At 70.4% G+C, this 22564-nt stretch carries 23 protein-coding genes, 4 tRNA genes and 1 riboswitch; of the genes, 24 read left to right on the top strand and 3 right to left on the bottom strand.

Annotation, left to right across the window (positions count from 1 at the left end):
• Window positions 1-51 precede the first annotated feature (51 nt).
• Window positions 52-732 carry a MerR family transcriptional regulator gene (locus RF650_RS06340; protein WP_313361830.1) on the top strand — a complete coding sequence of 227 codons (681 nt, stop codon included), beginning with the start codon at window positions 52-54 and terminating at the stop codon, window positions 730-732.
• 53 nt (window positions 733-785) lie between these two features.
• Here the strand turns inward: RF650_RS06340 and RF650_RS06335 are convergent.
• The 3 genes from RF650_RS06335 to RF650_RS06325 form a co-directional block, all read right to left on the bottom strand.
• Window positions 786-860, bottom strand: a tRNA-Val gene (locus RF650_RS06335).
• 29 nt (window positions 861-889) lie between these two features.
• Window positions 890-960: transfer RNA gene (locus RF650_RS06330), tRNA-Cys, on the bottom strand.
• Between the two features lie 57 nt (window positions 961-1017).
• A tRNA-Gly gene (locus RF650_RS06325) sits at window positions 1018-1090 on the bottom strand.
• Between the two features lie 242 nt (window positions 1091-1332).
• Here RF650_RS06325 and RF650_RS06320 point away from each other — a divergent pair.
• From RF650_RS06320 to lgt, 23 genes are all read left to right on the top strand, one after another.
• A tRNA-Val gene (locus RF650_RS06320) sits at window positions 1333-1404 on the top strand.
• A 179-nt stretch (window positions 1405-1583) separates the two neighbouring features.
• Window positions 1584-2504: a cytochrome gene (locus tag RF650_RS06315; protein ID WP_368814435.1), complete on the top strand. Its 921-nt coding sequence runs from the start codon at window positions 1584-1586 to the stop codon at window positions 2502-2504.
• 45 nt (window positions 2505-2549) lie between these two features.
• Window positions 2550-3209, top strand: a complete 660-nt coding sequence (gene def / locus RF650_RS06310) for a peptide deformylase (RefSeq protein WP_368814434.1) — start codon at window positions 2550-2552, stop codon at window positions 3207-3209.
• Window positions 3206-4156 carry a methionyl-tRNA formyltransferase gene (locus tag RF650_RS06305; protein ID WP_368814433.1) on the top strand — a complete coding sequence of 317 codons (951 nt, stop codon included), beginning with the start codon at window positions 3206-3208 and terminating at the stop codon, window positions 4154-4156. Before def ends, RF650_RS06305 begins: the two co-directional genes overlap by 4 nt.
• On the top strand, window positions 4153-5850 hold the full coding sequence (locus RF650_RS06300) for an RsmB/NOP family class I SAM-dependent RNA methyltransferase (protein ID WP_368814432.1): 1698 nt from the start codon (window positions 4153-4155) through the stop codon (window positions 5848-5850). Before RF650_RS06305 ends, RF650_RS06300 begins: the two co-directional genes overlap by 4 nt.
• A 44-nt stretch (window positions 5851-5894) precedes the next feature.
• Window positions 5895-6560 carry a ribulose-phosphate 3-epimerase gene (rpe, locus tag RF650_RS06295; protein WP_064846815.1) on the top strand — a complete coding sequence of 222 codons (666 nt, stop codon included), beginning with the start codon at window positions 5895-5897 and terminating at the stop codon, window positions 6558-6560.
• Window positions 6561-6667: 107 nt separating this feature from the next.
• Entirely contained in the window at window positions 6668-7732 is a 1065-nt protein-coding gene (gene arsB, locus RF650_RS06290) for an ACR3 family arsenite efflux transporter (RefSeq protein ID WP_368814457.1), read from the top strand.
• Complete coding sequence (locus RF650_RS06285) at window positions 7729-8169, top strand: arsenate reductase ArsC (protein ID WP_193519551.1); 441 nt, start codon at window positions 7729-7731, stop codon at window positions 8167-8169. The genes arsB and RF650_RS06285 overlap by 4 nt, the downstream gene beginning before the upstream one ends.
• A 57-nt stretch (window positions 8170-8226) precedes the next feature.
• Window positions 8227-8402: riboswitch (FMN riboswitch) on the top strand.
• Window positions 8403-8549: 147 nt separating this feature from the next.
• Window positions 8550-9257 (top strand): nicotinamide riboside transporter PnuC, encoded by a 708-nt coding sequence (pnuC, locus tag RF650_RS06280; RefSeq protein ID WP_131332861.1) that lies wholly within the window; start codon window positions 8550-8552, stop codon window positions 9255-9257.
• The gene (gene ribD, locus RF650_RS06275; RefSeq protein ID WP_368814431.1) at window positions 9254-10522 is read left to right on the top strand and encodes a bifunctional diaminohydroxyphosphoribosylaminopyrimidine deaminase/5-amino-6-(5-phosphoribosylamino)uracil reductase RibD; all 1269 of its coding nucleotides are present in this window, start codon (window positions 9254-9256) and stop codon (window positions 10520-10522) included. Before pnuC ends, ribD begins: the two co-directional genes overlap by 4 nt.
• A gap of 88 nt (window positions 10523-10610) precedes the next feature.
• Window positions 10611-12005: a 3,4-dihydroxy-2-butanone-4-phosphate synthase gene (ribB, locus tag RF650_RS06270; protein WP_368814430.1), complete on the top strand. Its 1395-nt coding sequence runs from the start codon at window positions 10611-10613 to the stop codon at window positions 12003-12005.
• Entirely contained in the window at window positions 12002-12703 is a 702-nt protein-coding gene (gene ribA, locus RF650_RS06265) for a GTP cyclohydrolase II (protein ID WP_082943382.1), read from the top strand. Before ribB ends, ribA begins: the two co-directional genes overlap by 4 nt.
• Entirely contained in the window at window positions 12700-13179 is a 480-nt protein-coding gene (ribH, locus tag RF650_RS06260; protein ID WP_368814429.1) for a 6,7-dimethyl-8-ribityllumazine synthase, read from the top strand. Before ribA ends, ribH begins: the two co-directional genes overlap by 4 nt.
• A 57-nt stretch (window positions 13180-13236) precedes the next feature.
• Window positions 13237-13500, top strand: a complete 264-nt coding sequence (locus tag RF650_RS06255; RefSeq protein ID WP_035962118.1) for a phosphoribosyl-ATP diphosphatase — start codon at window positions 13237-13239, stop codon at window positions 13498-13500.
• A gap of 69 nt (window positions 13501-13569) precedes the next feature.
• Window positions 13570-14415 (top strand): ATP phosphoribosyltransferase, encoded by an 846-nt coding sequence (gene hisG / locus RF650_RS06250; RefSeq protein WP_131332867.1) that lies wholly within the window; start codon window positions 13570-13572, stop codon window positions 14413-14415.
• Between the two features lie 48 nt (window positions 14416-14463).
• Entirely contained in the window at window positions 14464-15228 is a 765-nt protein-coding gene (hisF, locus tag RF650_RS06245) for an imidazole glycerol phosphate synthase subunit HisF (protein WP_064846823.1), read from the top strand.
• Entirely contained in the window at window positions 15228-15632 is a 405-nt protein-coding gene (gene hisI / locus RF650_RS06240; protein ID WP_368814428.1) for a phosphoribosyl-AMP cyclohydrolase, read from the top strand. The genes hisF and hisI overlap by 1 nt, the downstream gene beginning before the upstream one ends.
• Window positions 15633-17222: an anthranilate synthase component I gene (locus RF650_RS06235; RefSeq protein ID WP_064846824.1), complete on the top strand. Its 1590-nt coding sequence runs from the start codon at window positions 15633-15635 to the stop codon at window positions 17220-17222.
• Window positions 17223-17224: 2 nt separating this feature from the next.
• Window positions 17225-17866 carry a Trp biosynthesis-associated membrane protein gene (locus RF650_RS06230; RefSeq protein ID WP_368814427.1) on the top strand — a complete coding sequence of 214 codons (642 nt, stop codon included), beginning with the start codon at window positions 17225-17227 and terminating at the stop codon, window positions 17864-17866.
• Between the two features lie 132 nt (window positions 17867-17998).
• Window positions 17999-18244 (top strand): HGxxPAAW family protein, encoded by a 246-nt coding sequence (locus RF650_RS06225; RefSeq protein ID WP_098054460.1) that lies wholly within the window; start codon window positions 17999-18001, stop codon window positions 18242-18244.
• Window positions 18245-18375: 131 nt separating this feature from the next.
• Window positions 18376-20541, top strand: coding sequence for a bifunctional phosphoribosylanthranilate isomerase/tryptophan synthase subunit beta (locus RF650_RS06220; protein WP_368814426.1), 2166 nt, complete (start codon window positions 18376-18378; stop codon window positions 20539-20541).
• A gap of 38 nt (window positions 20542-20579) precedes the next feature.
• Window positions 20580-21386: a tryptophan synthase subunit alpha gene (gene trpA, locus RF650_RS06215; protein ID WP_312797240.1), complete on the top strand. Its 807-nt coding sequence runs from the start codon at window positions 20580-20582 to the stop codon at window positions 21384-21386.
• Window positions 21386-22249: a prolipoprotein diacylglyceryl transferase gene (gene lgt, locus RF650_RS06210; RefSeq protein WP_312797214.1), complete on the top strand. Its 864-nt coding sequence runs from the start codon at window positions 21386-21388 to the stop codon at window positions 22247-22249. Before trpA ends, lgt begins: the two co-directional genes overlap by 1 nt.
• Window positions 22250-22564 lie beyond the last annotated feature (315 nt).

The raw sequence follows: 22564 nt of genomic DNA, 5'->3' as shown, positions 1-22564 counted from the left end.
CGCGCCATCAGGACAGCTGGCGCGCGGAGGACTATCCGAGGGGGCTGCGTCATGCTGCTCAATGCCCTGGCCGAGGTCAGTAACACCACCACGGCCAGCATCAAGTTCTACCGTCGGGAGGGACTGTTGCCCGCCGGCACCAGGCTCACCGCCACGCGGCAGGACTACGACCAGGGTCACGTGGAACGCCTGCAGCTCATCCGCGTACTGCGGGAGGAGGCCGGTGCCACGATCCCCGACATCCGTGCGCTGGTCACCGCGATCGACGATCCGCGGCGGCCCCTGGTGGACGCCCTCGAAATCGCCCAGGCGCTCGCTGCGGGCCTGTCCCCTGCCGAGGCCGGCGGGCCCCCGGAGCGCCGGGAGGATCCGATGATCCGGGACCTGCTCACGCAGCTGGGGTGGCCGGACGTGGCCAGCGGGCCGCGCCGGGCGCTCGGTGAGTTGTTGGAGGGCCTGCGGGCCGCTGGTTCACCCGTGGACCGGGGCGTCCTGCTGCGTTACGGCCGCGCACTCGACGAGCTCACTCGCGGGGACATCGCGAGCATCCACGAGCCCGCGCAGCCTTCGGTGGATTCCCTTTCCGGCGACACCGGTGGAGCGGGGGAGACGCCGTCCCGGGACGTCATCGTGGCCCGCGCGGTGCGGGGAATGGTCTCCTACGATCGGCTGACCCGGGTGCTGCGGGCCCTGGGCCATGCTTCCCACTCGGTGCGTGCCGCCGGGTCGTAGGTCAGCGGTGGCACGCGAAAGGCCCCGGAACGTAGTGTTCCGGGGCCTTTGTCTGGTGCGCGATACTGGGATCGAACCAGTGACCTCTTCCGTGTCAGGGAAGCGCGCTACCGCTGCGCCAATCGCGCTCAATCGCTTGAACGAGGTGGTTGCACCGAGGTGGAGACGGGATTCGAACCCGCGTAGACGGCTTTGCAGGCCGCTGCCTAACCACTCGGCCACCCCACCGGGGACCAGATCCTTGGAGGACAAGGTCTCAGGTCTCGACCAGGGTCGAAAACTGCGAGCGGACGACGGGAGTCGAACCCGCGACCCTCACCATGGCAAGGTGATGCTCTACCAGCTGAGCTACGTCCGCATTGTCGGTCGATCGAGGCCCTGGAACTCAGTGCTCCGTTCTTCCGAGCGGAAACTTTATCACAAGACTTCATGCCCTTCCGTGCTTGTCCATCCGGGGTGTTGCCATCGGAGGACTTCGCTTTCGGGCGTTGCCAACGAGCAAGAACATTACCCACCCGAGCGGGTCCGGGCAAATCGATCGCGGACGCCGGGGAATTTGCCGTTCCCGGACGAAGTGTTCTAGAGTCTTCAACGTTGCAAGCGCGATTGGCGCAGCGGTAGCGCGCTTCGTTCACACCGAAGAGGTCACTGGTTCGATCCCAGTATCGCGCACGGTAACGAGGAACCCGGTCCCGGGAGGGGCCGGGTTCTTTCGCGTCCAAGGCCGATCGGACCGGTCGGTCCGGCCCCGACCGCGTGAAGTCCGGCTCCTGGACGGACGTCCGAGCCCGCTCCGCCCGGGTGAGCCCGTGATCGTTGTCCGTGTCTGGGCCCCTTCCTACGCTGAGCCCATGACTCAACCCCGCTTGGCCCAGCAGACCGCCACCGGCCGGATGTACGCCCGGAGTGAGGGCGGGGACCTCGAGGTCCCCTCCATCACCACGGTCATCGGGTGCGAGGCCAACGACCTCGGGGGCTGGTACGCCTACACCGCAGCGCAGGCCCTGGCCACGGATCCCCAGTTGCCGGACGCGCTCCGGGACACGCGGCGTCGTCGTTCGCTCGTGAGCCACGCGGCCAAGGCGGCGGAGCGGCACCGGGACCACGCGGCGCAGCGCGGTGACCGCGTACACGACTACTGCGAGCAGCTCGCGCTGCGGGCCATGGGCCGCGACCACGAGGTGGACCGGGCCCGGGACACGCTCGCAGAACACCACGAGACCCGATTCGCGGACAGTGCGGACCAATGGTGGCAGTTGTTCCGCCCCGAACCGCTGGCCGCGGAGATCACGGTATGGAACTCCACGGTGGGCTACGCCGGCACTCTGGATCTCGTGGCGCGCATCGGCGGCAAGGTGTGTCTGATCGACTACAAGACCCGCGGGACCGACCGCGCCGGGCGGGTCAAGGCCCCGGACCCCAAGGTCGTGACCCAGTTGGTGGCCGGGCTCAAGGCCGAGGAATCCCTCGTGGACGCCACGGCGGGGGAGTGGGAACCGTGGCGCTACCGGGACGCGGATGTCTTGATGGCCGTGGCGATCGGTGAGACCGAGGCGCTCACCGTGCAGGCCGCGCCCGAGCACCTCCCCGTGCACTGGTACAAGTTCTGCGCCCTGGCCAAGGTGTGGGCGCGCAATTCCCAATTGGCCACCGCCGGGGCGCAACTGCGCAGCATCGCGCCCCCGCCCCTGGATTCCCTCCCCACGGGTCGCGTGGCGGGCGGCACGCAGGTCGTGACGGCCGAGACGGTCGCGGGCCCCGCCGTAGACTGACAGGTACACCCCGTCCCACGACCCCCATGAGGAGTGCACTCCGCGGTGAGTATTTTGCGCATTCGTACCATCGGTGACCCCGTCCTGCGCACCCCGGCCCAGGAGGTCACGCAGTTCGACGACGCCCTGGCTGCTCTCGTCCGGGACATGCTCGAGACCATGTACGCCGTGGGCGGTGTGGGTCTGGCCGGACCGCAGGTGGGCGTGGGTTTGCGCGTCTTCACGTGGGGCATCGACGGGGACGAAGGGCACGTGATCAACCCCCAGCTGAGCATGGGGGAGGAGCCGCAGGAAGGCAGCGAGGGCTGCCTGTCGGTCCCGGGCCTGTCCTACGAGACCCCCCGCGCCGAGCACGCCGTCCTCACCGGGGTGGATTGCCACGGCGAGCCCGTGCACCGTGAGGCCACCGGCCTGTTGGCCCGCTGCTTCCAGCACGAGAACGATCACCTGGGCGGCATGCTCTACGTCGACCGTCTCGTGGGTGACGAGCGCAAGGACGCCATGCGGCAGTTGCGCGCGCAGTCGTTCACGGACACGACCGCCCGTGTCACGCGCGAACGCGAGGCGCAGCGCGCGGGTCACTCAACATCGGACGCATACGACGCCGCTGGGTCGGCTTTCGGTGCGGCCCGCGCCTCGGGAGCCGCATCCGGCGCCGCACACACGGCCGGTTCCGCGTTCGGCGCGGCTGGTGATGCCCGATGAGCCCCGACACGAACCAGCAGCCCCTCAAGATCCTGTACGCGGGAACCCCGGAGACCGCCGTCCCCCCGCTCGAGGCACTGCACCAGGATCCCCGGATCGAGATCACCGCGGTGCTGACCCGTGAGGACGCCCCCGTGGGCCGCAAGAAGGTCATGGCCCCGTCCGCGGTGGGTCGTCGGGCCGATGAGCTCGGGCTGCCCGTGATCAAGGCCAATCGGGTCCGGGGTGAACTCCTGGACACCCTGCGTGACACCGGCGCGAGCATCGCGGCGGTCGTGGCCTACGGCGCTCTGCTGCCGCGACCGGCCCTGGAGGTCTTCCAGGACGGGTGGATCAACCTCCATTTCTCCCTCCTGCCCCAGTGGCGCGGCGCCGCCCCGGTGCAGCGGGCCCTCATGGCCGGGGACTCCGTGGTCGGGGCCACCACCTTCGTCCTGGACGAGGGCATGGACACCGGCCCCGTGGTAGGCACCCTCACGGACGAGGTGCGTCCGGAAGACACCTCCGGTTCGGTCCTGGATCGGCTCGCACATGAAGGTTCGCCCCTGCTGGCGGAATCCCTGCTCGGTGTGGCCTCGGGCCGCGTGCACCCCACGCCGCAACGCGGTGAATCCACCGCTGCCCCTAAACTCACGGCCCAGGACGGGCGCGTCGATTGGTCACATCCCGCCGTGGCCGTGGCTCACCGGGTGCGCGGTGTGACCCCCCAACCCGGTGCGTGGACCGAACTCGACGGCCAGCGCTTCAAGCTCGACCGCGTGATCCCCGCCCCGGAGATCATCGGGATCACCCCGGGCCACGTGGAGCTGCGGGAGAAGCGGGTCTTCGTGGGCACCGGGTCCTACGCCGTGGAGCTGACCCGCGTGCAACCCAATGGCAAGAAACCCATGGCGGCCCTCGACTGGGCGCGCGGCAAGCAGAACACGGAACAGGTGGCCTTCGGATGAGTCGGGACCAGCAGCACCGCGGCCACGCCGGTAGCGGCAACGACCGGTCTGGGGGGAACAACCGCCGTCGTGACGATCGCCCGTTCCGTGATGCCGACGGCCGGGGCCGCGACGACCGCTCGCCCCGCGACTCCGGTGGGCGCCGCGGTGACGACCGCTCGCCCCGGGAGGCCGTCGGGAGGGATCGACGAGCGGGGGACGGCTCGCGTCGCGACGCCAAGGGCCACGAGCGCAACCGCCTGGCCCAGCACGAGCGCTCTTACTCCGCGCAGGCGCCCTCGCAGCGTCGCAAGCGCTCCGATCCCGCACGGCTGACCGCATATCAGGCCCTGCGCGCGGTCAACTCGGAGGACGCCTACGGGAACCTCGTGCTGCCACGCCTGGTCCGTGAAAACCGCCTCGACAAGCGGGACGCGGCGTTCGCGACCGAGCTCGCCTACGGGGCCATGCGGTGGAGTGGCACGTGGGACGCCGTGCTCGAGAAGTGCGTGGACCGCCCGCTGGACCAGTTGGACCCCGCGGTGCTGGATGCCCTGCGCCTGGGCGTGCACCAGTTGCTCGCGATGCGCGTCCCCGATCACGCCGCGCTGGACGCGACCGTGGGTCTGGTGCGCGGGGAGATCGGGCAGGGACCCTCGGGACTCGTCAACGCCGTCCTGCGCAAGGTGACCCGGCGCAGCCACGACGAATGGCTGGACGCGCTCGCCGCCGAGCACACCGACGAGCTGCGGCAGCTCGGTGTCCGCCACGCCCACCCGGTGTGGGAGGTCCGCGCGTTGCGCCGGTCCCTGCGCGCCAACGGCCGAGACACCGCGGAGATCGAGGCCCTGTTGGAAGCGGACAACGAGGCGCCCCGTGTGCACCTCGTGGCCCTGCCCGGTATCGGCTCGCTCGAGCCCGCACTCGCAGCAGGCGCCGAACCCGGTGACCTGGTTCCGAACAGCGCGGTCAGCGCCGGGGGAGACATCCACCGCGTCCCGGGCACGCGGGAGGGAACGGTGCGTGTCCAGGACGCCGGTTCCCAGCTCGTGGCCCGCGTGCTCGCGCAGGTGCCCGTGGCCGATGACAGCGGGGCGTGGGCCGACTTCTGCGCCGGACCCGGCGGGAAGGCGGCGCTGCTCGCGGCATTGGCCCACGAGCGCGGTGCCACGTTGCTGGCCAACGAGGTCAGCGGGCACCGTAGTGACCTCGTGAGCCAGGCGCTGTCGGCCGTGGACCACGAGGCGTGGCACGTCCGCACCGGCGATGCCCGGCAGATCCCGTCCGGCCAGGACACGCGTTTCGATCGGGTGCTCGTGGACGTGCCGTGCACCGGACTGGGCGCGCTGCGGCGTCGTCCCGAAGCGCGGTGGCGGCGCACGCCGTCGGACGTCGCGAACCTGGCCCCGCTGCAGCGTGAGCTGCTCGACGCCGCGCTGGACGCCACCCGCCCCGGCGGGGTGGTGATTTATGCCACGTGCTCACCGCACACCGCCGAGACGCACGACGTGCTCCAGGACGTCCTGGCACGGCGCGGTGACGTGTCAGTCCTGGACACCGCGCAGCTCGCCGTGGATGCCGCCCTGCCCGGCGCGCTCGACGACGCTCGGGCGGCGGGGCACGACGTCCCCGGCGGGGGCACGAGTGTGCAGTTGTGGCCGCACGTCCACGGAACCGACGCCATGTTCATGGTCGCGCTGCGCAAGAGCGCGTGAGCCGCGGCTCGGTCATCGACCCGGAACCCTTCCCAGGAGGAACCATGTCCCGCTGTGACATCCACCCGTCCATCCTCTCCGCGGACTTCTCCCGGCTCGCGGAGGAACTCCAGCGCATCTCGAACGCGGATGCGGCGCACGTGGATGTGATGGACAACCACTTCGTCCCCAATCTGACCCTGGGGTTGCCGGTCGTGGAACGGTTGCAGGCCGTCTCCCCGATCCCCCTGGACCTGCACCTGATGATCGAGGACCCGGACCGGTGGGCCCCGGCGTACGCGGAGGCCGGGTGCGCATCCGTGACGTTCCACGCGGAAGCCGCCACGGCGCCGATCAAGCTCGCGCGTGAACTGCGCGCGGCGGGTGCCCGTGCGGGACTCGCGGTGCGTCCGGCCACGCCGATCGAGCCGTACCTGGACCTGCTGCCCGAGCTGGACATGTTGCTCATCATGACCGTGGAACCCGGCTTCGGCGGCCAGAAGTTCCTGGACGTGACCCTGCCCAAGCTGCGCCGCGCCGCGGCGGCGGTCAAGGCCCACGGGGGCACGATCGCGCTGCAGGTGGACGGCGGGATCACTGAGGAGACCATCGTGCGCGCCGCGGAGGCCGGGGCGGACACGTTCGTCGCCGGTTCCGCGGTCTACGGCCAGGACGACCCCGCCGCCGCGATCGAGGCACTCCGTAGGACCGCCCGGGAGCATCGGGCATGACCGCCCGGCGTACGGGATCCGGCCGGCGTCCTGAACGAGAATTCGTCGATACGAGGAGCTCACCGCCCGTGAGTACCACCATCGCCTCCGCACCGGTGAGGCAGAGCATGTCGTTCCTGGACCGGTGGCTGCCGGCCTGGATCCTGCTGGCCATGGGCGTGGGCCTGCTGCTGGGCCGGCTGGTGCCGGGGCTGAACACGACCTTGGAAGCCATGACGATCGGACAGGTGTCGCTGCCGATCGCACTCGGTCTGCTGGTGATGATGTATCCCGTCCTGGCGAAGGTGCGCTACGACGAGACCCGCCGGGTGACCGGTGACAAACGATTGCTGGGCCTGTCACTCGTGCTCAACTGGGTCGTGGGACCGGCGGTGATGTTCGTGCTCGCCTGGGTGTTCCTGCCCGATCTGCCCGAGTACCGCACCGGGTTGATCATCGTGGGCCTGGCCCGGTGTATCGCCATGGTCCTGATCTGGAACGACCTGGCATGCGGTGACCGGGAGAGTGCGGCCGTGCTCGTGGCCATCAACTCCGTCTTCCAGGTCGTTGCCTTCGGCGCTCTGGGGTGGTTCTACCTCCAGGTCCTGCCGTCGTGGCTGGGGCTGCCGACCACCACGGCCGAATTCTCCGTGGGGGCGATCGTGGGATCCGTCCTGGTGTTCCTCGGCATCCCCCTGCTCGCCGGCTTCCTCACCCGCGTCCTGGGTGAACGGGCGAAGGGCCGGGACTGGTACGAGGAGAAGTTCCTCCCCGCGATCGGCCCGTGGGCCCTGTACGGCCTCCTGTTCACCATCGTGATGCTCTTCGCGCTCCAGGGGGACGCCATCACCTCACAGCCCCTCGACGTGGTCAGGATCGCGCTGCCGTTGCTCGTGTACTTCGTTCTGATGTTCGTCATCGGCCTCTTCGCCTCGAAAGCGGTGGGGCTCGACTACGGCAAGTCGGCCACGGTGGCCTTCACCGCGTCGGGCAACAACTTCGAACTGGCGATCGCCGTGGCCATCAGCACCTTCGGTGTTACCTCCGGGCAGGCAATGGCCGGCGTCGTGGGGCCGTTGATCGAAGTGCCCGTCCTGATCGGCCTGGTCTACGTGGCACTGTGGGCCGGCCCGCGCGTATTCCCGAACGATCCCTCCGTCCCCACCCACCGAACCCGGGAGACCGCGTCATGAGCGCACCATCACCCACGAAACCGACCGTGCTCTTCGTCTGCGTCCACAACGCGGGCCGCTCCCAGATGGCGGCGGGCTACCTGGCCGCGATGTCAGGCGGCAGCATCGATGTCCGTTCGGCCGGGTCCGAACCGGCAGAGAGCCTGAACCCGGTGGCCGTGGAGGCGATGGCTGAGGAGGGCATCGACATCACCGCAGCCGTGCCCACGATCCTGCGGGCGGAGCAGATCAGGGCCTCCGACGTCGTCATCACCATGGGCTGTGGGGACACTTGCCCCGTGTTTCCGGGCAAGCGCTACGAGGACTGGGACCTCGACGACCCGGCCGGTCAGCCCCTCGCGGACGTGCGCAGGATCCGCGACGACATCAAGGCCCGCGTCGCCGGACTGCTCTCGGATCTGCAGGGCCGGGAGAACGGCCGGAAGAACAGGACGTGACCGCGCGGTGTCCCCGATCATGGGCATGGTGAGGCCGCGTGGCATAATGAGCGCAGCAACGTGTTCCGGGGTCGGTGCAATTCCGAACCGGCGGTGACAGTCCGCGAACCGTGAACACCGTGCACAGCACCGAGCAGGTTCCCGTGGGAACCACCGAGGATGCGCACGGAGGGATCGGCCGAACCGGTGGAAATCCGGTACCGACAGTACAGTCTGGATGGTAGGCACACGTGAGCGTCACGGCGTCCTGACCGTGCGCGGTCGCACGCGATCGCGGTCCGTCGGGTGGTGCTGTGACGTGCTCCGCCGCGTGATCGTGTTCGACGCGTGTGCGCATTCCTCCCCGGGACCACCGACAGTGGCGGGTGAGAGGAGACACCGTGGACGTCCTGCGTTGGTTGTTCGACGCGCAGTTGCGGGTGGGTGACGGTTTCATCCTGTGGCGCGAGGTGCTCGGCAACGTGTTCGGGCTGTTGTCCGCGCTGGGCGGGATGCGCCGCAAAGTGTGGGCGTGGCCCGTGGGGATCGTGGGCAACGCGATCCTGCTGACCGTCTTCCTGGGCGCGGTGTTCGACACTCCCAACCCCGTGAACCTGTTAGGCCAGGCCGGCCGTCAGGTCATGTTCATCGCGGTGTCCGTGTACGGCTGGGTGCAATGGCGCCGGTCCCGCGGGGCGTCCGAGGAGGCCGTGTCCCCGCGTTGGGCCACCGCCCGCGAACGCGTGTTCCTGGTGGTCGCCCTCGTGTTCGGGACGGCACTTCTCACGCCCATCTTCCGTGCCCTGGGCTCGTACGAACCCGTGTGGGCGGACGCCTGGATCTTCATGGGCTCGCTGCTCGCAACGCTCGGGATGGCCAAGGGCTGGGTCGAGTTCTGGCTGTTGTGGGTCGCCGTGGACATCGTGGGCGTGCCCCTCCTGTTCTCCGCCGGTTACTACGCCTCGGGCTTGATGTACGTGTTCTACGGCGCGTTCACGCTCGCAGGGTTCTTCGTGTGGTGGCGCGTGAATACGCGCCAGCGCCGTCGCGCGACGATCGAGACGGGCTTCCCGGACCTGCGCCTGTCCGTGGGTGAGGACGAGAAGTGACGGCGTACGACGACGCCGCTGCGCCGGGGCCCGCGCCCCGCTCCCGTCCGGGGGCGGGGCCGTCCCACGACTTCTCGGCCGCGGAACACGAGGCGATGCGCGCGGCTCTGGAAGCGGCTCGGCGGGGGATCCGCGGGGCCAATCCCGTGGTGGGCGCCGTGATCCTCTCCGCCGCGGGGGAGATCCTGCACGTGGGTCATCACCGCGGGGCGGGCACCCCGCATGCGGAGGCGGACGCCCTGCGTCTGGCCCGTGAGGCGGGGACACCTCTTGAGGACACCACCATGGTCGTGTCCCTCGAACCCTGCAACCACACCGGACGCACCGGCCCGTGCTCGCGCGCGATCCTCGACGCGGGGATCCCCCGGGTCATTTACGCGGTGGCCGACGGCACGGACACCGCCCGCGGGGGCGGCGCGTTCCTCGCCGCACACGGGGTGGACGTGCGTCAGGGGCTGCTCGCGAGGGAAGCCCACGATCTCAATGACCGCTGGTTCATCGCCCAGCATGATGCGCGACCGTTCGTGACGCTGAAACTCGCGCAGACGATCGACGGCCGCGTGGCCGCCGCGGACGGGACGAGCCAGTGGATCACGGGTGCACCCGCTCGGGATCAGGGCCACGCCCTGCGCACCCGGGTGGACGCGATCCTGGTGGGCGGCGGGACCCTGCGCGCGGACGACCCGACCCTGACCGCGCGGGATGCCGCGGGTGAACCCCTCGCGCGGCAACCCCTGCGGGCAGTCATGAGCACCCGCCCCGTGCCCGCGGATGCCAAGGTCCGGCGCGGCGTCGTCGACCGCGCGCCCCGGGAAGACACCGAACGTGGAGCCCCGGGAGACACCGGAACGGATCACGGAGAGGTCGCATGCGCCGACCGCGGGCACGACGGGCGGTTCATCCACCTCACCACGCACGATCCCGCCGAGGCGTTACAACACCTCCGTGAACGCGGGGTTTCCCACGTGCTCGTGGAAGGCGGGCCCACGGTGTCCGCCGCGTTCCTCGCCGCCGATCTCGTGGACGAGCTGTGGTTGTACCAGGCCCCACTGATCCTCGGGGACGGCGCGGCGTCGGTCGCGTCGCTCGGGATCGGGACGCTTGCCGCGGCGTCGTCATGGCGCGGTGACCCCGTGCGGCACCCGGCGGACCTCGCGCGCCCCGGCCACGAAGAGGCCACGGAGCAGATGGAGGCGATCAGCCGCGTGGGCGTCGATGGACGGTGGCACTTGCGGCCCGCGGGTCCCGTACCCGACGCCCCATGACACGCCCCTGAACTGACGCAGCACACCAAGACCTCGCGCCGGGAAGTTCCCGAGAACCCCGCGCACCCCGGATCCCCAAGGAGAATCAGTGTTCACCGGAATTGTCGAAGCCCAGGCCACCGTGGAACGTGTGGAACGGTTGGCGCAGGACGCCGCCCGGCTGCACGTGTCCGCGGGGCCACTCGTCGCGGACCTGCCCCACGGCGGCTCACTCGCGGTCAACGGGGTGTGCCTGACCGCGGTCCCCTCGGGCGCGGCGGGGGACTTCACCGCGGACGTCATGGGCGAGACACTGCGCCTGACCACCCTGGGGGCGCTCGGACACGGTGACCTGGTGAACGTGGAACGCTGCACCGCAGCCGGGCAGCGCCTGGACGGGCACGTGGTCCAGGGGCACGTGGACGGCGTGGGCACCGTGGTGCAGCGCACGTCCCACACCGGATGGGAGACCGTGCGGATCAGAGTCCCCGTGGCTCTTGCACGCTACATCGCGGTCAAGGGTTCGATCGCCGTGGACGGCGTGTCCCTCACGGTCACTGCGGTGAACTCCACGGACGAGCCCGAGGCGTGGTTCGAGGTGGGGCTGATCCCGGAGACCCTGCGCGCGACCACGCTCGGCGCTCGCACGCCGGGTTCCACCGTCAACCTCGAGGTGGACGTGCTCGCCAAGTACGCCGAGCGCCTGGCCTCGTACGCGGCACCCGCGACACCGCGCGGCGTCGCCCTCGATCCGGTCGCGGACGCCGTGGCCGCGATGGCCTCGGGTGCGGCGGTCGTTGTCGTGGACGACGAGGACCGGGAGAACGAGGGCGACCTGGTGTTCGCGGCCCAGCACGCGACCCAGCCCCTCATGGGCTTCACGATCCGGCACAGCTCCGGGGTGGTGTGCGTGCCCATGACCGACGAGCGCGCGGACCGGCTTGCCCTGCCGCCCATGACCGAGCACAACGAGGACGCCAAGGCCACGGCGTACACCGTGACGTGCGACGCCCGCACCGGGATCACCACCGGGATCAGCGCGCGGGACCGGGCGCTGACCACGCGACTGCTCGCGCTGCCCGGCACCACCGCGGCCGAGCTCACGCGGCCCGGCCACATCCTGCCGCTGCGCGCGGTCCCTGGCGGGGTGCGCGAACGCGCGGGGCACACCGAGGCCGCCGTGGAGCTCGCGCGGCTCGCGGGGTGCGAGCCCGTGGGTGCGATCGCGGAGATCGTCGACGACGCCGGGCAGCCCCTGCGCGCCCCCGCCCTGCGGCGGTTCGCGGACGAGCACGGGCTCGTAATGATCAGCATCGCCGATCTGATCGCCCACCTGGACGCGACGGATGCCGCCGAGGACGCCGTCCCGCGGGCGGCCGCGCACGACGCCGGTGCCGCGGCTCAGGACGCGAAGGGCACAACTCGACCGAGCGCCGTCGACGTCGCCGGGGGCGCCACCGCGCCGTCGGTGGACACCACGGGGGAGGGAGACCGCATCGCATGAGCGTTTTCGACCACGGTGAGATCCCCGAACACGCGTCACCGGCCGACAATCACGCGGCTCCGGGAGCGGAGCCCCTGCACCACAGCGACCCCGTGACCGTGCCCTCCGAGTACGGCACGTTCTCGGTGACCGGTTGGCGCGTTCCGGAGCCGTCGGGGATCCCCGCCGCCGAGCACGTCTCGCTCACGGCACCCCCGCCCGCCGACGAAGCCGCTCTGCCACCGTTGCTGCGGCTGCATTCCGAGTGCCTCACCGGGGACGTCTTCGGCTCGTGGCGCTGTGACTGCGGACCGCAACTGCACCTGGCGCTGGAACGGATCTCCCGCCACGGGGGCACGGTGCTGTACCTGCGCAACCACGAGGGCCGCGGGATCGGGCTGATCAACAAGCTGCGCGCCTACAAGCTCCAGGACGGCGGAGCGGACACCGTGGACGCCAACACCATGCTCGGGCTGCCCGCGGAGGCCCGGGACTACACCGCCGCCGCCCGGATCCTCGCGGCCATGGGCCTGACCACGGTGCGGCTGCTGACCAACAACCCGGACAAGGTCGCCAAGCTCGAGGCGCTCGGGATCACCGTGGCGAACGTGATCCCCCACGAGGTCCACGCGCGCACCGAGAACCTGGACTACCTGCGCACCAAGCGCGACCGCATGCACCACCACCTGACCCACCTCAACCCAGGAGAAACATCATGAGCGGACACGGCGCCCCGACCACCCTCGCCTCGGACCTCGACGCCTCGGACCTGACCGTGGCCGTGGTCGCCGCGAGCTGGCACACGACGATCATGGACGGGCTGCTCGACGGCGCCCTGCGCGCCCTCACGGAAGCGAACACCGGCACGGTCGTGCAGGTGCGCGTGCCCGGGAGCTTCGAGCTGCCCGTGGCCGCCCGCCGCCTGGCGGAGACGGCGGACGCGGTGGTCGCGCTCGGCGTCGTGATCCGCGGCGGCACCCCGCACTTCGACTACGTGTGCCACGCCGCGACCTCCGGACTCACGGACGTGTCCGTGGCCACCGGGACCCCGGTGGGCTTCGGCGTACTCACGTGTGACACGGAGGAACAGGGCCTGGACCGTGCCGGCCTCGAGGGCTCGCACGAGGACAAGGGCTACGAGGCGGCCCACGCCGCCCTGAGCACCGCCCTGACCCTGCGCGAGCACGGGGTCTGAGCGGCGTGCATGTGCCACGCGTTCGGGACGGGCACGCGCACCCATTACCCTGAAGGGGTGAAAACCTTCGAAGACCTCTTCACCGAACTGCGCACCAAGGCCGAGCAACGCCCCGAGGGATCCAGGACCGTCACGGAACTGGACTCCGGGATCCACGGCATCGGGAAGAAGGTCGTCGAGGAGGCCGCCGAGGTCTGGATGGCGTGCGAGTACGAGTCCGACGCCGAGGCCGCGGAGGAGATCTCCCAGTTGCTCTACCACGTGCAGGTCATGATGATCGCCAAGGGTATGAGCCTCGAGGACGTCTACAAGTACCTCTGAGCCCCGCGCGTCACCCGCTCCGGGCACCGCCCCGATCCCCGTCATCTGCGCCCCGCGGAAAGGAATCCCATGCTGCGAGTAGCCGTGCCCAATAAGGGCGCGCTGTCTGAAGCCGCCATCACCATGCTCACCGAGGCCGGTTACCGGCAGCGGCGCAGCACCCGGGAACTCGTGCTGGTGGACAACGACAACCACGTGGAGTTCTTCTACCTGCGCCCGCGGGACATCGCGATCTACGTGGGTGGCGGCACCCTGGACCTGGGGATCACCGGACGGGACCTGCTGCTCGATTCCGGCGCGGAGGCCGAGGAGGAGCTGGGCCTGGACTTCGCCCGTTCCACCTTCCGGTTGGCCGGCCCGCGCGGCCAGTTCGAGTCCGTGCAGGAACTCGAGGGCAAGCGGATCGCCACGAGCTACCAGTTGCTGCTGGAGCGTTACCTCGCGGACCGCGGCGTGGATGCCGAGGTCGTGCGCCTGGACGGCGCCGTAGAATCCTCCATCCGGTTGGGTGTCGCGGACGCGATCGCGGACGTCGTGGAGACCGGCAACACCCTGCGCGCGGCGGGCCTCGAGATCTTCGACGAACCGATCATGACCTCCGAGGCGCTGCTCATCCGCCGCGGCGACGAACCGGAACCCGAAGGACTGCGCGTGCTGCGACGTCGTCTGCAGGGTGTGCTGGTCGCGCGGCAGTACGTGATGATGGACTACGACATCACCGAGGACCTGCTGCCCGCCGCCACCGAGATCACCCCGGGTATGCAGGGCCCCACGATCTCCCCGCTCGGTCACGACGGCGCGGTGGCCGTTCGCGCGATGGTGCGCAAGAGCGACACCAACAAGGTCATGGACGCGCTCTACGAGGTGGGGGCCCGGGCCATCCTGGTCTCACCCATCCAGGCCGCGCGGATCTGACGCGGGCGCGGGCGAAGAGAAGTCGAGAGCAGTGAGGACGGTGGCGTAATGGGTGTGGCCGTACGAGTCATTCCGTGTCTGGACGTCGATGCCGGGCGCGTGGTCAAGGGCGTGAACTTCGAGAACCTGCGGGACGCGGGGGATCCTGTGGAACTCGCGGCGCGCTACAACCTGGCCGGCGCGGACGAGCTCACGTTCCTGGACGTGACCGCGTCCTCGAGCGAGCGGGACACCATGTTCGACGTCGTGGCCCGCACCGCCGAGAAGGTGTTCATCCCCCTGACCGTGGGCGGCGGCGTGCGCACGGCACAGGACGTGGACCGGTTGCTGCGCTGCGGCGCGGACAAGGCCTCGATCAACACCGCGGCGGTCACGCGCCCGGAGGTCATCGACGAGATCACGAACCGTTTCGGCAACCAGGTGCTCGTGCTGTCCCTGGACGCGAAACGCACGGGCAACACCCCGTCCGGTTTCGAGGTCACCACGCGCGGTGGGCGCACGCTCACGGGCCTGGACGCGCTCGAGTGGGCCCGGGAGGCCGAGGAACGCGGGGTCGGGGAGATCCTGCTCAACTCGATGGACGCGGACGGGACCCGCGAGGGCTTCGACCTGGAGATGATCTCCGCCGTGCGGGATCGGGTAAACGTTCCGCTCATCGCGTCGGGCGGGGCCGGGGCACCCGAGCACTTCCCGCCCGCGGTCGCCGCCGGCGCGGACGCGGTGCTGGCGGCCTCGGTGTTCCACTTCGGCCCGGACGACGCGATCGCGGACGTCAAGAACGCCCTGCGTGCCGCAGGTTACGAGGTGCGCTGATGTCCCAGAACCAGGAGACGCGGATGAGTACCGCCACGGACGCGTTCACGACCCACAACCTGGACCCCCGCATCGCCGAGCAGCTCTCGCACAACGAGGCGGGACTCGTGGCGGCGATCATCCAGCAGTACGACACCAAGGAGGTGCTCATGCTGGGCTGGATGAACGACGAGGCCCTGCACCGCACCCTGACCGAGGGCCGCGTGACCTTCTGGTCGCGGTCCCGCCAGGAGTACTGGCGCAAGGGGGACACCTCCGGGCACTACCAGAGCGTGCACTCCGTGAGCCTGGACTGTGACGGGGACGCCCTGCTCGTGCAGGTGGACCAGCACGGCGCGGCATGCCACACGGGCTCGCGCACGTGTTTCGACGATCGAGACCTCTACGCGGAACAGGCGGTTTAAATGCACGAACTCGGCAGCATCACCCCCACCCTTGAGGAGTTCCGGCAGTATGCCGCGACCCGCCGCGTGATCCCGGTGCGCACCACGGTGCTCGCCGACTCACTGACCCCCGTGGGTCTGTACCGCGCGCTCGTGACCCGCGAGGGCGAACCCCGCCCGGGCACGTTCCTGCTCGAGTCCGCCGCGGAGGGCGGGGTGTGGTCCCGCTACTCGTTCGTGGGTGCCGGTTCCGTGGCCACGCTGACCTCCCGGGATGGGCAGGCGCACTGGATCGGTGACGCACCGGCCGGGGCACCGGTGGACGGCGATCCCCTCGACGCACTGCGCGCGACCATGCAGTTGCTGCACACCGCACCCTTCGAGGGCGTCCCACCGCTCACGAGCGGGATGGTGGGTTTCGTGGGCTGGGAGGCCGTGCGCCGCTGGGAGACCCTGCCCAACCCGCCCGAGGATGACCTGCACATGCCCGAGCTGGCCATGAACCTGGTCGCGGACATGGCCGTGCACGACAGCAAGGACGGCTCCGTGCTGCTCGTGGCCAATGCCGTGAACGTCAACGGCACGGACGAGAACGTGGATGCCGCCTACCACGACGCCGTGTCCCGGTTGCGCTCCATGGTGACTCGCCTGGCCACCCCGCTCGAGCGCACTACGGTGTCCATCGCGGAGCAGGGAGCACCGGAGCTCACGGACGTGGAGTCCGTCGCGCGCCAGTCGTGGGACCGGGAGCTGTTCATGTCCGCGATCGACCGCGGCAAGCAGGCGATCGTGGACGGCGACATCTTCCAGGTGGTGGTCTCGCGCCGCTTCGAGGCTGAGTGCCACGCGAGCTCGCTGGACGTCTACCGCACGCTGCGCCGGATCAACCCGAGCCCGTACATGTACCTGTACTCGTTTGAGGACGCCCAAGGTCGGCCGTACTCGATCGTGGGTTCTTCACCCGAGGCGCTCGTGACGGTCACGGGCCGCCAGGCCATGACCCACCCGATCGCGGGCTCCCGCCCGCGCGGTGCCACGGTGGACGAGGACGTGGCCCTGGGCCAGGACCTGCTCGCGGACGAGAAGGAACGCGCGGAACACCTCATGCTCGTGGACCTGGCCCGCAACGATCTCTCCAAGGTCGCCGAGCCCGGCAGCGTGGACGTGAGCGAGTTCATGGAGATCGAGCGTTTCAGCCACATCATGCACCTGTGCTCCACGGTGGTCGCGCGCATGCGCGAGGACGTCACCGCCTACGACGTCCTCGCCGCCACGTTCCCCGCGGGCACGCTCTCGGGCGCGCCCAAGCCTCGCGCGTTGCGCCTGCTCGACGAGTACGAACCGCTGCGCCGGGCGGTCTACGGCGGCGTCGTGGGCTACATGGACTTCGCGGGGAACATGGACATGGCGATCGCGATCCGCACGGCGCTGCTGCTCGAGGGTACGGCGTACGTCCAGGCGGGCGGCGGTATCGTGGCTGATTCGGATCCCGAGTCCGAGGCCCAGGAATCCCTCAACAAGGCCACCGCGCCGTTGCGCGCCGCGCTGATCGCCCAGACCCTGCGCGAGCCGGGCACGGACACCCGGGCCTCCCGTCCCCCGAGGAGCTGACGTTGCTGCGCCGCACCGCACCCGCCGTCCTGGTCACGCTGTTGTGTGCCCTGGCGTTGTTCGCCACGACCACCGCCACCTGGATCCACGCGGACGTCCCCACGTCCCTGCAGTCGGTCACGGTCGACGTCCCCGGGGCCGACGCCGCTCCGGCCGTCACCGCCCTGGGTCTTGTCGCCGCCGTCGCGGCGGTGGCCTCCGCGCTGGGAGGCCGGGTACTGCGCACGATCGTGGGCGCCGTCGTCGCGCTAGCGGGCGTGGGCGCGATGCTCGCGGTGCTGGCCGTCACGGGGGACCCGCGCGCGGCCGCGCAACCCACGGTCGGCGCGCAGACGGGTGTGATCAACGACGGCGGGGACTACGCCCTTACCGGGTGGCCGTGGGCCGCCGTGACCGCCGCGGTGCTGCTCGCACTGTGCGGCGTGTGGCTCGCGGTGGTCGCCCGGCACGCGCGACGGCGCAATGCGCAACGCTACGATCGCGCTGCGGTCGCCGGCAGCGTGGGGACCGCCGCGATGACGGCCGCGATGCACCCGCGGGGTGGCGAGGCCTCGGCAGGGGAGACCCAGGCCGCGGAGCACGTGGACGACATCGACGCGTGGGACGCGCTGACCCGCGGCGAGGACCCTACACAAACCGACTGAACCGCGTGGGCTGCGGCGCGCACGCGCCGGGAAGTGGCACAATGGGGTCAGAGAATCCTCGGTCCCACGGCTCACGCGGGACCGGCAATCCAAGAGCCGAGCGGCTCAACCGGCACGGGAGAGTGGACACGCATGTCGAACACCGATCAGATCATCCTGGACCACACCGCCGCGGTGGGCCACGGCAACACCGTGGCCGCGTGGGCCTGTGTGGGCGTGATGACCGTGGGTGTCATCGTGGGCTGCGTGGGTTTCGTGATGGCTTCGGTCCCTGTGACGGTCGTGGGCATCGGTCTGATCATCGTGGGCGTGATCGTGGGCGGCGTGCTCAAGTCCATGGGGTACGGCAAGGGCGGGTCCAAGACCAAGTCCCACTGATCGCCGCAGGGGATCGGTACCGCATTCATCCGTCGATGACCAGTTCCGCGCTGTCGGGGAACTGGTCATCGTCGTCCGCGCGCCGGGAGCACCGCACGCCGGCGTGCACCGAGAACTAAGTGAGGAATCGCATGACGCAGCAGCACACCGGTACGGTGCTGGACCGGATCATCGAGGGGGTGCGCGAGGACCTCGAGACCCGGAAGGCATCGGTGTCCCTGCTGGACGTGCGCCATGCCGCCGCGGAACAGACTCCCGCGCTGGACGCCGAGTCCGCGCTGCGCGGTTCGGATCCCGCGTCCGTGCAGGTGATCGCCGAGGTCAAGCGCTCGAGCCCGTCCAAGGGTGCGCTCGCAGCGATCGAGGACCCGGCGCAGCTGGCCGCCGCGTACGAGCGCGGTGGGGCCTCCGTGATCTCGGTGCTCACCGAGCAGCGCCGCTTCGGGGGCTCGCTCGCGGACCTCGACGCCGTGCGCCGCGCCGTGGGCATCCCCGTGCTGCGCAAGGACTTCGTGGTCGAGGAGTACCAGGTGTGGGAGGCCCGCGCGCACGGTGCGGACATCGTGCTGCTCATCGTGGCGGCCCTCGACGACGCCACCCTGCGGGAGCTGCTCGAACTGACCCACCACCTCGGCATGCATGCGCTCGTGGAGACGCACACCGAGGAGGAGATCGATCGCGCCGTCGCCGTGGGTGCGCGGATCATCGGGGTGAACACCCGCAACCTCAAGACCCTGGACGTGGACGTGGACACGTTCGGTCGGCTCGCCGAGCGGTTGCCACGCGAGGCCGTGATCGTGGCGGAGTCCGGTGTCCTGGGGGAGGAGCAGATCCGGTTGTACGCGGGCCACGGCGCCAACGCGGTGCTGACCGGTGAGGTGCTCGTGCGCGCCGAGGACCCCGCGCAGACCATCGGTCGCTTCCGGGAGGTCGGCGCAATGTCCCGGGCCGAGTACTTGGCTGGGGCCACCCCGACCGCCGCGCAGGAGGAACTCGCCGCGGCCCAGGTCTCGGGGGAGGCTTCCGCACGGGACGCCGAGTCCCTCCGGCACGCCCCGGGCCCTTACTTCGGGGACTTCGGTGGCCGGTGGATGCCCGAGTCCCTCGTGGCGGCCCTGGACGAGCTGACCGAGACGTTCGACAAGGCTCGTACGGATGAGACCTTCCAGGACGAGTTCCAGCGGCTCTCCCGCGAGTACTCCGGCCGGCCCTCCCTGCTCACCGAGGCCGAGCGCTTCGGCGCGGAACTCGGGGTGCGCGTGTTCCTCAAGCGTGAGGACCTCAACCACACCGGTTCCCACAAAATCAACAACGTGCTGGGGCAGGCCCTGTTGGCCCGGCGCATGGGCAAGACACGGCTGATCGCCGAGACAGGCGCGGGCCAGCACGGTGTGGCCACGGCCACCGCAGCAGCTCTGTTCGGTATGGAGTGCTGCGTGTACATGGGCGAGGAGGACACGCGCCGCCAAGCGCTCAATGTCGCGCGCATGCGGCTGCTGGGAGCGGAGGTCGTGGCCGTGAAGAACGGTTCCCGCACCCTCAAGGACGCGATCAACGAGGCCCTGCGGGACTGGGTCGCGTCCGTGGAGACCACTCACTACCTGCTCGGCACCGCCGCCGGACCGCACCCGTTCCCGGCTATGGTCCGCTACTTCCACGAACAGATCGGTGAGGAGGCCCGCGCGCAGATCCTCGAGCAGGCAGGCCGCCTCCCGGACGCCGTGACCGCGTGCGTGGGCGGCGGGTCCAACGCCATCGGGATCTTCCACGGCTTCCTGGACGATGAGTCCGTGCAGCTCTACGGCAACGAGGCCGGGGGTGACGGCGTGCAGACCGGCCGCCACGCCGCGACCATCACACTGGGCCGACCGGGCGTGCTGCACGGCGCCAAGACGTTCCTCATGCAGGACCCGGACGGGCAGACCGTGGAGTCCCACTCGATCTCCGCCGGCCTGGACTACCCCGCCGTGGGGCCGGAACACTCCTACCTGCACTCGATCGGGCGCGTGAACTACGAAGCGGTCACGGACGTCCAGGCCATGGACGCCTTCCGGCTGCTGTGCCGCACCGAGGGCATCCTCCCGGCCATCGAGTCCTCCCACGCGCTCGCCGGCGCCCGCGAGGTCGCTGCCCGCTGGGTCGCGGAACTCGGGCCCGAGGAAGCGGCGCAGAAGATCATCGTGGTCTCGCTCTCCGGGCGCGGCGACAAGGACGTGGCCACCGCGGGGGAATGGTTCGACCTCCTCCCGCAGGACAGCCACGAGGAACGCGTGGCGCAGAAAGGCGAACAACTGTGAGCACCACCGAGCACACCCCTGCGGGCTTGACCGAACGCATCGTCCCGCGTGACCTCACGCGCAGCGCGGACTCCGCGCTGTCGCGGCGGATCGAACAGTGCAAGGCCGAGGGCCGCCCGGCCCTCGTGGGCTATCTGCCCGCCGGGTACCCCACCGTCGAGGAGTCCGCCGCCGCCGCCGTGGCCCTGGGTCGCAACGGCGCGGACATCATCGAGATCGGCATTCCCTACTCGGACCCCGTGATGGACGGACCGGTCATCCAGGCGGCGACCACCCAGGCGCTCGCCAACGGTTTCCGGGTCGAGGACGCGTTCACCGTGGTGCGCGCCGTCGCCGAGCAGACGGACGCGGTCCCCGTGGTGATGACGTACTGGAACCCCGTGCTGCAGGCGGGCGTGGACGAGTTCGCGCGCCGGCTCAAGGACGCCGGGGGAGCCGGGATCATCACCCCGGACCTGATCCCGGACGAGGCCACGGAATGGTTCGCGGCCTCCGAGGAGCACGGTCTGGACCGGATCTTCCTGGTGGCCCCGTCCACGACCCGTGAGCGCATGGACATGACTGTGAGCGCGGCCTCCGGCTTCGTGTACGCGGTGTCCGTGATGGGCGTGACCGGGGCCCGGGACCAGGTGTCCTCGGCCGCCGAGGACGTCGTCGCCCGCGCACGCGGGGCCGGTGCGGAGCGGGTGTGCGTGGGCCTGGGGGTGTCCAGCCGCGAGCACGTGCTGGAGATCGGGGCGTACGCGGACGGCGTGATCGTGGGCACGGCTCTCGTGCGCGCGCTCGGTGAGGGCGGGCCGCAGGCCGTGGGTGAGCTCGCCGCGCACCTCGCGGGACGCGACTGATGCCGCCGGTGCTGCCCGCCTCCATCCCGTCCCCGAGCATCAGCAGCATCCACCTGGGGCCGCTCACGGTGCACTTCTACGCGCTGTGCATCCTGCTCGGCATGGCCCTGGCCATCTGGCTCACCATGCGGCGCTGGAAGCAGTGCGGTCAGGACCCGGACGTACTGTGGGACATCGTGTTCTGGGCGGTGCTCGCCGGGATCGTGGGGGCGCGCGCCTACCACGTGCTGATCACGGACCCCGCCGGGTACTTCGGGCCCGGCGCGGACCCCCTGGCCGTCTTCCGCATCTGGGAGGGCGGACTCGGCATCATGGGTGCCGTGCTGTTCGGCGCCGTGGCCGCGTGGTTCGTCTCGCGCAAGAACGGGTTGTCGCTCGCCGTGTTCGCGGACTGCGTGGCCCCCGGACTCCTGCTTGCCCAGGCCGTGGGACGGTGGGGCAACTGGTTCAACCAGGAACTGTTCGGCAGACCCACCACACTGCCGTGGGGGCTCGAGATCTCCCCGGCGTCCCCGAACTTCCCCGCGGGGCTGCCCGCGGACACGCTGTTCCACCCCACGTTCCTGTATGAGAGCCTGTGGAACCTGCTGGGTGTGGTGCTGCTGCTCGCAATCGACCGCCGCATGCGGGACCCGCACGGGCGGATCTTCGCGCTGTACATGATCTACTACGGGATCGGGCGACTGCTCATCGAGCTGTTCCTGCGCGTGGACCCGGCCCTGATGATCGCCGGTGTGCGCGTGCACGTGTGGACCTCGCTGCTGATCGTCATCGCGGGCATCCTCCTCTTCGCGGTCCTGGGTAGGCGTGCCCGCTCTCGTGCCGGGGCAGCGGCCGAGCCTGCCCGGGCCGTGCGTTCCTGACGCGTCCTCCGGGTCTCCGACCACGACGCCGCACGCGGACCCCGCAGAGCTCTTCACGACTCCGCGGGGCCCGCGTCGTCGTCCGTGCGATCCGTCACGCATGTTCGTGTGACATGGCCTACGTGGTAAATTACCCGAGCACCGTGCCTGTCCCGCTCATCCGTGGGACCCGCCGGTTCGATCCACGGCCCACGGGCCGCTTCCTTCCGCAACGGGGCGGACACGCGCGTCACCTGGATCCCGCGTCGCCCGCTGCGCACCCACCGAGTGCTCCCCGGGCCTCGTTCGACGCATTCGACCTGCCAGCCCTTGGTG

Source organism: Kocuria sp. CPCC 205297 (assembly GCF_040981035.1).
In the GTDB taxonomy this organism is placed as follows: Bacteria; Actinomycetota; Actinomycetes; order Actinomycetales; family Micrococcaceae; genus Kocuria; species Kocuria marina.
The sequence above is the reverse complement of the archived record's forward strand: the minus strand, read 5'-3'. Positions and strand labels throughout refer to the sequence as shown.